The organism is Spirochaetota bacterium (genome assembly GCA_026415295.1).
Lineage (GTDB): Bacteria > Spirochaetota > JAAYUW01 > JAAYUW01 > JAOAHJ01 > JAOAHJ01.
In genome coordinates this window covers 1-13,874 of sequence record JAOAHJ010000013.1, presented here as the reverse complement: position 1 = coordinate 13,874, position 13,874 = coordinate 1, and the positions used below count along the sequence as shown (strand labels likewise).

Sequence of the window (13,874 nt, the reverse complement as noted above, 5' to 3'; positions counted from 1 at the left end):
TTTTAAAATTTATGCTTTTCTCTTTTTAGGTTACTCTTTATTAGTTTTAATAAATATAATTAATAAAGATTTTATATTTGAAAATATTTATAATCCAATTTTTTATAAAATTACATTTATTAGATTTATAACTAATTTAATGATTAATTATATTTCAGTTCTACTACTTTTTGATCTATTTAATGTTATCGAATATAATAAAATCAAAAAATATTTATATTATTATGATATAAGCAAGATAGGAGTTGTTGAATATATTGGAGAAAATATCTTTTTAATAGATGAAAATACTAAAAGCTTAATTAAAATAAAAGATGAAGATATTATAGAAAAAAGGGATAATAGTTTCTTAATAGATTTAAATAGAATAAGAAATTATATTCATATAAAAGATAGAGAAATTTTTGAAAAATTTATTTTATACTTAGATAAGATTAAAGATAACTTTGAGTTTGAAATAAGGTTTATGGTAGATAACTTAGAGAGATGGTTTTTATTAAATGGTAAAAAAGAATCTTTAAATAAGATAACTTTTTATTTAAATGATATAACTGATGTTAAATATATAAAAGAATATATTTATGAATCTGAGAGTAAATTTTTGAATATATTTGAGACTATTGAATTTTTAGGTATAATTTTAGATAAAAATGCTAGGATTAAGAATATTAATGAATATTTTTTAAAAATTACAGGTTATGACAGAAGGGATGTGTTAAATTTAAACTATTTTGACATTTTTATTGATAAAGAAGAAAGGGAATTTCTTGAAAAGAACTTTTTTAGAAATTTTAATAAAGCAAAATTCATACCTAAGTTTATAAATAAAATAAAAAAGGCTAATGGGGAATATATTGAAGTACAATGGTTTAATTATTTTGAGACAGACTCGAATGATAATTTGGTTCAAATAATTTCCTTTGGCAAAGAATTAAGTAGTTATTATAATTTGTTAAATAATAACATTGATTCAGGGAAATTTGAAATCTTTACAATTATTTTTGAAAATATACATCATTTATTTTCTAATTATCTCTCTTTAGTAAAATCAAATGTTGAAGAGATTCTCTTAAAATGTGCTAAAGAATCAAGTTCTATAGAAAATAAATCTAAAAAAGAAGAATTTATTGACAAAGAACACTTTTTTAAGGAAAAAATTTATGAAATAAATAAAATCTTAGAAGATATAAACTTATATATTTTAATATTAAATTATTTTATAGGTAAAAAGGATTTTATTAAAAAGAGAATTGATTTAAATAATTTCTTATATAAAATCATAAATATATCAAAAACACTTTTTCCTGAAAACTCTACTTTTTGTTATTACATTGATGAAAACTTATCTTTTCTTTATATTTCTGAGGAATATTTATTTTTATTATTAATATCTATTTTTTCTGTTTGTATAAAAAATATTAATGATAAAGAGTATTTTGATGGAGAAAAAAGAATTATTGAATTTGATGTAACTGAAATTAATGTAGAATCTGATGTTGATATAATTTCAGGTAAATTAAAACCTGCAAATTATGTTGTTTTTAGAATAAAAGATAATGGAAAGATATTATCAAACGAACTAATAAAAAAAATAAGTAATTATTCAATCTTTGAGCTAGAATCAAAAGAAGAAATTCTTTTTAAAGAGCTATTAGAAATTATAAAATTATCAAATGGTTTCATACATATTAATTCAAATATTAAGAAAGGGAATGAATTTATTTTATTTTTTTATGCTTATAAATCTGATTCTAATTATAAAGATGAAAAAACTTCTAAAGACTTTCAAAATCTAATAAATGATGATGATTTAAGTAAAATAATACAGAAAGAAATAAAGAAAATTTTATTTATAGAGGATGACAAAATATTATCTGAAGTATTTTGTAAAACGCTTCTAAAAAAGGGTTTCCAAATTAAAGTTGTATGTAATTATAAGGAAGCTATTGATGTGTTAGAAAATGAAGATTTTGATCTTTATTTAATAGATTTAATTTTACCTGATATAGATGGATGGAATTTATATTTAAAAATTAAAGAATTGAAAAAAGATGTAAAAATTATTTTTATGACCGGATATATAAATACAAGATTAGCTAGGGAAATAAAAGAAAAAAAAATTCCTATTATTTTTAAACCATTTTCAGTTAATGAACTAATTGAAGAGATTTATAAAAATATTTAATAAAATTTCTATAAATTTATTAATTTTCTATTGCTATTAAATATGTTAATTTGACAAACCTTAATTTTCTGATATAAAAAAAGAGATTACAAATATAAAGCCCCCGTAGCTCAGCAGGATAGAGCAGCAGTTTCCTAAACTGCGGGTCGGACGTTCGAGCCGTCTCGGGGGTATTAATTATTATTATTTACTATTAAAAGTGTTAGGGGTTTTTATAATATGGAAGATTTATTTGAGAAAAAACTGCAAGAGATTCTTAATTCATATAATGAAATAATAGATAAACTTTCTTTACCAGAAATAGTATCAAATCAATCTAATTATAGAGAATTATCAAAAAAAAAATCATCAATGGAAGAAGTTGTAGAAAAAATAAAAATATATTTTAATCTCAAAAAATCTATTTTAGAAGCAAAAGATATTATTTCAAGGGAAAATGATAAAGAAATAGTTGAGCTTGCGAAAGAGGAGCTTGCTCAAGCTGAAAAAAATATTGAAAATATAGTAGAAGAAATAAAATATTTACTTATTCCTAAGGATGAAAACCTAAAAAGAAATGTAATAATGGAAATTAGGGCTGGAACTGGAGGGGAAGAGGCTGCACTTTTTGCTGCTGATCTTTTCAGGATGTATTCAAGGTATGCTGAAAGGAAAAATTGGAAAACTGAAATTATTTCAATGAATGAAACAGGACTTGGTGGTTTTAAGGAAATCATATTTAATATTAGGGGCGAAAATGTTTATTCTTTTTTAAAATATGAAGCGGGTGTTCATAGAGTTCAAAGAGTTCCAGAAACAGAAGCATCAGGAAGGATACACACATCAGCTGTTTCTGTTGTTGTTTTACCTGAAATTGAAGAAGATGAAATTAAAATAGATCCAAATGATTTAAAAATAGATGTTTTTAGAGCTTCTGGAGCTGGGGGGCAACATGTTAATAAAACTGAATCTGCTGTAAGAATTACACATATTCCAACAGGAATTGTTGTTACTTGTCAAGATGAAAAATCTCAAATAAAAAATAAAGCAAGAGCGATGAAGATTCTTGCTGCAAGATTAAATGAACTTGAAAGGGAAAAAAAGGAATTAGAGCTAGCAAAAGAAAGAAAAGAAATGATAAAAACAGGAGATAGATCAGATAAAATAAGAACCTATAATTTCCCTCAATCAAGAGTTACTGATCATAGAATAAATTTAACTCTCTATAACTTACCAAAATTTATGGATGGTGAAATTGACGAGATGATAGAAGCTTTAATGGTTGATGAAAAAGAAAGATTATTAAAACAATCGTCAATTTGATTAAATTTTATGCTAATATTATTAATAAAATTTTATTTATTATTAAATTTTTTTATTTTAATTTATAAAATTTAATTTTTTAAAATACAGTCGAAAAATAAAATGAATAAAAAGGATAAAGGAAAGTTTTTTGAAAATATAGCTTGTAAATTTTTAGAAGAGAAAAAGATAGATATAATAGAAAGGAATTATAAAACACCATTTGGAGAAATTGATATAATAGGAAAAGATCAGGAGAATCTGGTCTTTTTTGAAGTAAAAGGGGCATTTACAGATAAGTTTAAAGCTTACGAAAACATTAATGAGAAAAAGAAATTAAAAATTCAAAAAAGTGGATTATATTTTATTAAAAATAATAAAGATTTAATATTTGAAAATTTTAGATTTGATGCTATAATAATTACCATGGAGGGTAATTATTTTAGGGTATCTCACCTTAAAAATATTTAACAAGGATGTTAATTATGACAAGAGAGGAGAGGATTTTATGGCTTAAGAAGGCCATAAATGAAGAAGACTATCTTAACGATGCAATTTTCAAATTGTCGCAAGAATTAATCATTATATTTTTTAAACTATTTTTATAAAAATTTCTCACTCCTTTTTTTACTTTTCGAGTTTTTATTTTAAAAAATTTAATAGAATGATTTTTTTTCTGCTATTTTTATTGAATTAATTTTTTTTATAAAAAAATAAAGTTGTGTAGAAATTTATAATATTTAATTTATAATTAATATAAAAATTTTAAGGTATAAAAATGAAGATTAAAAAAGATAATAAAAGTTTTATGATAAAAAATTTATTTAAAGTAAAAAATTTATTTTTAATTATTGTTTTTTTATTAGTTCATGTTGATTCACTATTGTCTGAAATATTTAAATTTAATTTTAAAAAAGATGATATAATCCAAATTTATTCAATTACTAAACAAAATATTTATGTGGATGAAAAACTTGCAAAAGTATGGAATGTAGAGTCTTTGTCAAAATTATTTGTCAAGGATTTTGATGAGGTAAAAAAAGTAGCATTAATTAATGGCAAATACTCTTTTTATGAGGTAGATGATACAAATAAAACTCTTTTTGATATGCAAGAGGTAGAATTTTATCAAAAAGAAAATGGAGAGATGGTCTTTTCCAAGGAATCACTTTACCCAACTTTAAGAAATGCTCCAGTTTTTCCTCAAATTGATATTGAAAAAGGTTATAGTTGGTGGTTTTTAGGTGAAGAGATTCAAGACTTTAAAAATTTTGCTGAAGGATTTTCTTCTCTTATTGTTAAAATACCAATATTTGTTTGTTATACCTTTGAAGGGGATAAAATTAAGGATGGGAAAATATATAAACTAATTAATGCAAAATATGACATGTCTTATCCATTTCAAAAAGAAAACTTGCTAAGTTATTATTTGAAAACTGGAAAAAATGTGCCTCAATATTTTGGAGGTAATGTTTCAGTTTATTATTACTGGGATATTGAAAAGGGTTATGCTCCATATTTTGAGCAGGTTTATGACCTTTATTTAATTATGGCTGATGGAACAAGATATAGATTTTCTGGAACTTCAAGTGGTGGAATGGAAATAATAAGGAAATGGGATGATAATAAGAAAAATGAGATTATAAACCAAATTAAAAAAGATTTACCACCAAACTTTAAAGATATTGAATTAAGAAATGAAAAAAAAGGTATTGTTATTGATTTAGGAGAAATTTTATTCGATTATAATTCTGATAAAATTAAACCAGATCAATTAGAAAAATTGATAATTATAGGAAATATAATAAAAAAATATTTTCCATCATATCAAGTTATTGTTGAGGGGCATACAGATGACATTGGTTCAGATTCTTATAATTTAGATCTTTCTAGAAGAAGAGCTTATGCTGTTTATAGTGCTTTAATAAAAATGGGCTTTGTAAATCCAAACCTAATTTCATATATAGGTTATGGAAAACAATTTCCAAAAGTTCCAAATACTTCTGAAGAAAATAGAAAAAAGAATAGAAGAGTTCAAATAGTTATAGTTGATTATTAAAAATTCAATGATATATTTTATTTCCACAAATTAAATTAAAAAGAATTATACAATTTAAAAAAATTTTATAATATAAAATTAAAATTATAGTTAATATTTCAATTATATTTAGTTCAAAGCATAGATAGCAATTTTTATCAAAAATTATTTTAATAATGTATGAAATTTAATGAAGCTAAAGAATATATATTGAATAATCTTTCAATAGTTGATATAGTAGGGTCTTATGTAAAATTGAAAAAATCAGGAAATAGTTATAAAGGTTTATGCCCATTTCATAACGAAAAAACACCTTCATTCTATGTAAATGATCAAAAAAAAATATTTCATTGTTTTGGATGTGGAGCATCTGGTGATGTTATAAGTTTTATTCAAAAAATAGAAAGATTAAGTTTTTTAGATTCTATTAAAAAACTTGCTTCAATTTTAAATATTGAGGTAGAATTTGACAATGATAGAAAGCTTGATAAAACTAAGGATGAGAAAGATTTGGCTATCAAAATTTATTCGGAAGTAAAAAATTTCTATTACGAAAGTTTAAAAAAATGTAAAGAGGCTTATGAATATTTAATAAATAGAGGTATTGATCAGAAGACTATAGAATTTTTTGAAATAGGGTATGCTCCTGAAAATCAAAAATTATTTTTTGAATCTATATTATCAAAATTTAAAGTAGATTTAAATTTTTTGTATAAATATTCTATAATTAGTATTCCTTATAGTTTAAAACCATTTTTTGAAAAAAGAATTATCGTTCCTATAAAAAATTTATGGGGGGATACTGTAGCATTTGCGGGTAGAATTATAAAAGATGAAAATTTACCAAAATATATAAATTCAAGAGAAACACCTATATTTCAAAAACAAAATTTGCTTTTCAATATTAATAATATTAAAAACTTGAAAGAGGAAGACAATGTTTATCTTGTAGAGGGTTATTTTGATGTAATAACAGCTTCAAAAAATGGGCTTTCTTACACTATAGCACCTATGGGAACATCCCTTACGATGAACCATATAAAAATTATTAGTAGAAAGGTTGATAAAATATTTTTTTTATTTGATAATGATATGGCTGGTTTTAATGCTTTTTTAAGAGCTATGTTGCTTATAATTCAATCAGATGTAATAGTTTATCCATATTTTGTTAAATTACCTGATGATTCAAAGGATATTGATGAGTTTTTTAATAAAGGGCATAATTACAATGAATTATTGAGTAAAGTTTTTGATGGATATTCTATTTATTTTTCGACTATATTGGATATCAAAAATAAAAATAGAAATATAGAAAAAATATTGAAGAATTTTTTTGAAAATATTAAAGATATTGATGATGATATTAGATTAAGATTTATATTTAAGAAAATTTCTGAAATTGATTATAGCTTAAAAGAGGATGATTTATACCAATTATTCATTAATTACAGAAATAAGGGGGAAATTTTTAGAAAAAGAATTTCTGAACTCCAAAAATTAAGTGGAAATAATAATATAGAAAAACCAAATATTTTTGAAAAAGACCTTTGTAAATTTTTATTTTTTAATCCTCAATTTTTGCAAATTTTATTTGATATTATTGAAGAAAAACATTTAGAACTTTTAGTTAAAAATAAAATAGCTTTATCTTTTATTATAAATTATAATAATTTTATTAAAAGTATTGACTTGTATTCTTTTGATCATTCTAAAGTATTTAGTTTGTTTTTTTCTGAAGAAAATACTTTTATAAATTTTGAATCAAAATTTGATAAACAGGAAGATGAAAAAGTCAAAGATATTTCAATATATGAAGATATTAAAAATATAATAGGGGAATCGCTAATTTTTGATAAAGATAAAAATGAAGAAAATGATTATAATTTTGATATTGGAAGAAACCCAGAAGAAGATTTTATTAAAATTATTAAGAAGTTTTATATTAAAAAATATTCAATATTATTAAAAAGCTTAAGAAAAAAAATAGTTTTGATAGAGAGTAAAATAAAGAATGAATCTATTGTTATTTCTGAAAATAGCGATCAAAGAAAAAACAGTATTAATTTAATTGAAAAAGAAAGAGATAATCTACTGAAAAAATTTTCTGATTTGAATTCTAAATTAAATAAAATAAAAAATAAAAAATATACTGATATTATAGATTTTTTTGTAGAAATAGATTATTTTAATTTTGAAAGATTTTTTATTTATTTTTTAATTAAGAATAATTATATAATTGAAAATGTAAAGGAATATGTAGGACTAAATGATATTCATTATTTTAGAAATATTTATTCATTGTTATTGAATTCATTAAATTATGAGGATTTTTTTTATTATTTAAAACTTGAAGGAGTTGAAGAACTTGAGCTTTATTTTAATTTAATAAATAAAAATCCACTTTTTGATTTTGAAGAAAAAAAATTAAAAAAATTTTTGCTTTACATCAAACTTATTAAAACTAGAAAAAATATTAAATTAATAAATGAAAAGATTGATTTATTAAATAGGGAACTAAAAGAATTTAATAATGAAATAAATAAAGAAGAATCTTCTGGTAAAGAAAAATATTTTGAAAAAATTAGAGTTGAAAAAGATGAGCTAGTAAATAAAAAAAATGAATTAGAAATTATTAAACAGCAACTTCTTTCTAAACTTAAAGATTTAAATTAATTTTAATTTAAAAAATAATTTTAAAATATAATTTTATTAAAATAAAATATTTAAAAATTAAAATAAAGTCTTGATATTTTAAATTATTTTAGTTATAATTATAGTTGAACCTTACATTTTTTTAAATCAAAAAAAATCAAAAAGTGTTAACAGGAGTTAAATATTATGAGTGAACTTCTTGACAAATACCCAATTCTTAAAGATTTATTAGAATTAGCTCAAAAAACTAAAGAGATTACTTATGATGAATTAAGCGAAACACTTCCTGAAGAATTACAAAATGAAAAAGTTATGGATGAACTATTTTCATTTTTTTCAAAAAGAAATATAGAAGTTGTTGAAGAGAGAAAGAACTTTTTAACAAAAAAAGAAAAAATTAATGGTAAAAGTGATAAATTTTATTCTAAAGTTTTAGAAATAGATAGTGGGTTAGAGAAAGAAGTAGAAGAAAAAAAAGAAAGATATGTTGAAACTGATTTTTCGGTTCTTTCAAGTGATCCAGTTAGATTTTATTTAAAAGAGATTGGTAAAGTTGACTTATTAAACCCAGAAGAGGAAATTAAGCTTGCTAAGCAGATTGATAATGGTAAAGATCAAGTTATTAATGTTTTACTTACAATGTTTTTTACATTAAAATATTTTAAAGAAAAAGCTATTGATAAAAAAGATGAAATTGATTACATTAATTTGTTTGAGTTAGATATTAAAATAAATGAAGAGGAAGGATTAAAAGAAAAGAAAGAATTTGAAAAAAATTTTCATCAACTCCAGAAAATATATGCACAAAATTACAAAAGAATTCAGGAACTTGTATCATATAAAATCAAAAATAGAGGATTAAGTAACGAAGAGAAAGAAGAACTTGAAGAATTATTTTCAAAATTTAAAAGACAATTTTTAAAATTAAAGATTTCTAAAAAGGAGTTAACAAATATAATAGATCATTTTAGAGGTTATTATAGTAATTATAGAGATATTTTAAGAAATTCTAAAAATAAAATTGAGAAAAAATATGAAAAAATTGATTTTACTCCATATAAAAATAAAGTAAATGTTATTACAGATATTAAATCGATAAAAGCAATATTAGATCAATATAAAATTACTTTTGAGGAGCAACTTTTAATAAAAGAGCTTATAGAAAAAGCTAAATCTACTATAAATTCTATAGAAGAGGAAACAGGTGATTTTATAGAGGATTTTATCGAGAAATTTAAAATAATTGATGATGGTCAAAATAAAATAAAAGATGCTAGGGAAAAACTTGTACAAGCAAATTTAAGACTAGTTGTATCAATTGCTAAAAAATTTACAAATAGAGGTCTTCATTTTTTTGATCTTATTCAAGAAGGTAATATAGGTTTAATAAAAGCAGTTGAAAAATTTGAGTATAAAAAAGGTTTTAAATTTTCAACTTATGCTACATGGTGGATTAAGCAGGCTATAACAAGGGCTATTTCTGATCAAGCAAGAACTATTAGAGTTCCTGTTCATATGATAGAGCTTATAAATAAAGTTTTAAAAGAAACAAAAACTTTAACTCAAAAATATGGGAGGGAACCAACTGATGAAGAAATTGCTCAAAGCTTAGAGATGCCTGTTTCTAAAATTAAAAACATAAAAGCTATAGCAAAAGATCCTATTTCTTTAGAAACACCAATAGGAGAAGATGAAGAATCCTATCTTTCTGATTTTGTAGTTGATACATCAGGTGATTCTCCAGAAAATAATTTAAATTATATGTTAATGAAATCAAAAATATATGAAGCTTTAGAAGATTTACCTCCTAAAGAAAGAGAAGTTTTAGAGCTCAGATTTGGATTAAGGGATGGGGCTTCTTTAACTCTTGAAGAAGTTGGTTTTAGATTTGAAGTTACAAGAGAAAGAATAAGGCAGATAGAGGCAAAAGCGTTAAAAAAACTTTCTCATCCATCAAGAGTTTCTAAGTTTGAAGATTTTAAAGAATATATTTAGTCTTATTTTACTTAATTTATTGATTTTTTATTAAAATTTGTTAAATAGAACTCAGTAAAAAATTTATAGAAACTTTTTCCTAAAATCATTTTTAATAATTCAATTTTTATTTGAGTTAGTTTTTATATTTTAATTTTTTTAGAAATTTATATTAATATAAAAAGGAGTTTTTAATGAATAAAGTGAATGATATTTTTATAAATTTGTTAAAAGTGCAAGAAATATATAAAGATATTAGATTTATTCAAGAAAAGATTGACAATTTGCCTAAAAAGCTTAATGAGAATAAAAAAAACTTAGAAAGAGCTAAAAAAAATATTGAATTATACAGTGAAGAGATAAAAAAGCTTGATGACGAAATTGATAATTTGAAAATTAAACTAGAGGAGGAGGAAAGAAAAAAGATTCAATTTGAAAAAGCTGACAATGAAAATTATAAAACAATTGAGATTATTTATAATGAATTAACTGATACTATCTCAAATATAGAGAAATATAAAAAAGAGATAGAAAAGAAAAAAGCATTAAGATTAGAACAAAATAATAAAATTAAATCTGAAGAAAATATAATAGAGAACATTAGTAAAGATATAATAGAAGAAGAAGAATATGTTAAAAAAGAAATGGAGAAGTTAATTCTTGAATTAAAAGAAAAAGAGAAAGAAAAGAATGATATTTACTCTATGGTACCTAAAGATATTTTTGAAAAATTTGAAAGAATTCTTATAAATAAGAAAATGAAAGGAATAGTCCCTATTCATGAAAATAGTTGCTCTGGATGCAATATAATATTGCCTCTTGATTTTATTAATAAAGTAAAACTAAATAAGAATATTGTTTTTTGTCCATATTGTTCTAGAGTTTTATACGATGAGGAAAAAATAAATTTATCATAAGGATGGGAATAAATCGCAAAAGAGAAATTTTTTAGTTTCTCTTTTGAGGAAAGTCTGAACTATAAAAGATAAAACCAATGGTTAATTGCCATTATGAGAAATCATAAGGAAAGTACAGAGAAATAAACTACTTATAAAAAGAAAAGGTGAAAATGTGATGTAAGAGATCACAATTTATAGTTATAAAACTATAAATTAAGGAAACCCTGGTTTTAGCAAACCTAAGAATAGCCAATCAGGCGTAATTCTAAAAGGTGCATGAACAGATAAGGTAACTTATCTGAATAGATAAATGATTTAATAAACAGAATTCAGCTTATCCCATCCTTATGAATAACTTTATAATATAAGATTTTACTAAAAATATAAGTATTTTAATATAGTATGTTTTAAAATGATTAAAAATTGTATAATTAAAGTTAATAAAAATCAAAAAGGCATAATATTATATGGAAAAAAAAGATTTTGATATTGAAAAGTTAAAATATTTATCGAGAATTTCTAATATAGAAAATGATTTAGAAAATGATTTAAAAAAAATAATTAAGTTTTTTGAATGTATAAATAAATATTCAAGTAATGTTAATTCTGATTATCTTATTAAAAATAGGAATATAATAGAATTTAATTCTTTAGAAGAAGATATTGAAATTAAAAATAATTTAAGAAAGGATATAATTAGAAATTTTTTTGAAAAAGAGGATGATTTTTGCATTGTTCCAATAGTTGTTGAAAGATAAAGATGAGAGTATATAGATAAAGAGTAAATTATTTAATAAAAATAGAAAAGAGATATTAATGGAAAAAGTTTTTAAAAGATCATTTTTTCTAAATAATGAAAAAGAAACTCTTTTTAAAAATTATGAGATTAATATAAATAATTTAAACAAAGAAATAAATGCAATTGTTCACTTTAATAATGATTACATTGAAAATGATGCTGATGAAAACTATTTATTAAAAAATAAAAAATATGAAAAAAAATTAAAATTCAAATTTCAAACTAAAAATAGAATAGATTCAAATAATACTAAAGAAGAAAGTAAAGAATTTATTATTTTCAAAAATCTTCCAGTTCTTATAAAAGATAATATTTGTTTTAATAAACTGGAAACTACTTGTTGCTCTGATATACTTCAGGGTTATATTCCTTCTTATAATGCAGATGTTGTAAATTTTTTACTTGAAGCAAACTGCAATATAATTGGTAACACAAATATGGATGAATTTGCTATGGGCTCAACTACTGAAACATCATGTTATGGCCCTACTAAAAACCCATTAAACTTTGAATATATTCCAGGTGGTTCTTCTGGTGGTTCTGCAGCAAGTGTTGCAGCAGATATGGTCCCTATAGCACTTGGTTCCGATACTGGTGGTTCAGTAAGACAACCAGCTTCTTTATGTGGTATTTATGGTTTCAAACCCAGTTGGGGAGCAATTTCTAGATATGGTCTTATTGCATTTGCATCATCTTTAGATCAAATTGGTATTTTTACTAAATCAGCATTTGATATGATTTTAGTTTTTTCTTTAATTTCACAATTTACTCGAAATGATATGACTAAAGTTGCTATTGAAAAGGATCTTTTTTATTTTAATAAAGTAAAGAATGATATAAATTATAATAATATTTATAAATTTTATGAGGATTTTATTAATAGTGTTGAATTGCCTAATAAAATAGCTGTTTTTAAGAACATTGATAAGTATATTTCTTGTAAATATACAAAAGAAATATATAAAGATTATATTAGATTTTTGGAAAAAGAACTTAAAATAAATATCTTTGAAATTGAAATTGAGTATGATTTTAATGATATTCTAGGAATATATTACATAATTGCTCCAGCAGAAGCTTCATCTAACTTAGCTAGATACGATTCATTGAGAATAGGGAAAAAAAGATCAGAAGGTTTAGATGTTTTTGAGATTGTTTCTAATACAAGATATAAGTATTTTAATAAAGAAGTTAAAAGAAGGATAAATATAGGGAATTATGTTTTATCTGCTGGTTATAAAGATATGTATTATAAGAAAGCTTTAGTTTTAAGGAATTTATTAAAAGAGAGATTTGATAAAATATTTGATTTTTATGATTTAATTTGCTTGCCAACTACACCTTCTTACTTAAAAAAGATAGGTGAAGAAATGGATCCTTTAGATATTTATGCATCAGATATTTTTACTGTAATTGCAAATATTTTAGAAGTTCCATCTATTTCAATTCCAATTGGCATTAATGGAGATAATAAGACAGGTATAGGTCTTCAATTTATGAGTAAAAAATATAAAGATTACTATTTATTAGAATTTGTAAATTATCTTGAGTATAATAGTTGAATTTTTTTTTATAATTTATAAATATAAATCAAAGATTAAATTTAATTTATTGTAATAAATAAAAATTATTAATGGAAATTTTAATTAATAAAAGAAAAGAGTATAAATATTAATAATATATTAATGATTATATAGTAATTTTTTAAAAATATCTAATTTTATGTTTAATAATAGAAATTAATTTTTTTAATTAAAAATTAAAAAAATTTCAAAAAAAAATAAAAGATTTATTGACAAAATTTTTTAAAATGTTAATTTCAATTTCGCTGAAAGCTCTTTATATTTAAGAGTATATGCTTATTATAAAGTACCTTTGGGAAACTTTAGCATTTCAGAATTAAACCTATCGATACACAGATAGAGAAGTGTATGGAGGGTTTGATCCTGGCTCAGAGTTAACATTGGCAGTGCGTCTTAAGCATGCAAGTCGAACGGCAGCGCAGCTGTAGCAATACAGTGGGCGGCGAGTGGCGGACTGGTGAGT

At 22.3% G+C, this 13,874-nt stretch carries 10 protein-coding genes, 1 tRNA gene, 1 rRNA gene and 1 other RNA gene; all 13 read left to right on the top strand.

Translation table 11 applies throughout. The features are described 5' to 3' along the window. A partial coding sequence (locus tag N3A58_03505; protein MCX8058464.1) for a response regulator occupies positions 1–2,185 on the top strand: 2,185 nt, incomplete at its 5' end. A gap of 99 nt (positions 2,186–2,284) precedes the next feature. Further along, positions 2,285–2,358: transfer RNA gene (locus N3A58_03500), tRNA-Arg, on the top strand. Positions 2,359–2,404: 46 nt separating this feature from the next. After that, positions 2,405–3,487 carry a peptide chain release factor 1 gene (prfA, locus tag N3A58_03495; protein MCX8058463.1) on the top strand — a complete coding sequence of 361 codons (1,083 nt, stop codon included), beginning with the start codon at positions 2,405–2,407 and terminating at the stop codon, positions 3,485–3,487. 102 nt (positions 3,488–3,589) lie between these two features. Continuing rightward, the gene (locus N3A58_03490) at positions 3,590–3,937 is read left to right on the top strand and encodes a YraN family protein (GenBank protein ID MCX8058462.1); all 348 of its coding nucleotides are present in this window, start codon (positions 3,590–3,592) and stop codon (positions 3,935–3,937) included. Positions 3,938–3,951: 14 nt separating this feature from the next. After that, the gene (locus N3A58_03485) at positions 3,952–4,074 is read left to right on the top strand and encodes a hypothetical protein (GenBank protein MCX8058461.1); all 123 of its coding nucleotides are present in this window, start codon (positions 3,952–3,954) and stop codon (positions 4,072–4,074) included. 170 nt (positions 4,075–4,244) lie between these two features. Beyond that, complete coding sequence (locus N3A58_03480) at positions 4,245–5,525, top strand: OmpA family protein (protein MCX8058460.1); 1,281 nt, start codon at positions 4,245–4,247, stop codon at positions 5,523–5,525. 159 nt (positions 5,526–5,684) lie between these two features. Next, a complete protein-coding gene (dnaG, locus tag N3A58_03475) occupies positions 5,685–8,177 on the top strand; it encodes a DNA primase (protein MCX8058459.1) in 2,493 nt (830 codons plus the stop codon). A gap of 165 nt (positions 8,178–8,342) precedes the next feature. Further along, on the top strand, positions 8,343–10,151 hold the full coding sequence (gene rpoD / locus N3A58_03470; protein MCX8058458.1) for an RNA polymerase sigma factor RpoD: 1,809 nt from the start codon (positions 8,343–8,345) through the stop codon (positions 10,149–10,151). A gap of 173 nt (positions 10,152–10,324) precedes the next feature. Beyond that, positions 10,325–11,047, top strand: a complete 723-nt coding sequence (locus N3A58_03465) for a C4-type zinc ribbon domain-containing protein (GenBank protein MCX8058457.1) — start codon at positions 10,325–10,327, stop codon at positions 11,045–11,047. Continuing rightward, positions 11,045–11,381: RNase P RNA component class A (gene rnpB / locus N3A58_03460), an RNA gene on the top strand. Before N3A58_03465 ends, rnpB begins: the two co-directional genes overlap by 3 nt. 115 nt (positions 11,382–11,496) lie before the next feature. Next, a complete protein-coding gene (locus N3A58_03455) occupies positions 11,497–11,787 on the top strand; it encodes a hypothetical protein (GenBank protein MCX8058456.1) in 291 nt (96 codons plus the stop codon). A 58-nt stretch (positions 11,788–11,845) separates the two neighbouring features. Continuing rightward, positions 11,846–13,390, top strand: a complete 1,545-nt coding sequence (locus N3A58_03450; GenBank protein ID MCX8058455.1) for an aspartyl/glutamyl-tRNA amidotransferase subunit A — start codon at positions 11,846–11,848, stop codon at positions 13,388–13,390. Positions 13,391–13,756: 366 nt separating this feature from the next. Further along, positions 13,757–13,874, top strand: a 16S ribosomal RNA gene (locus tag N3A58_03445); the annotation flags it as partial.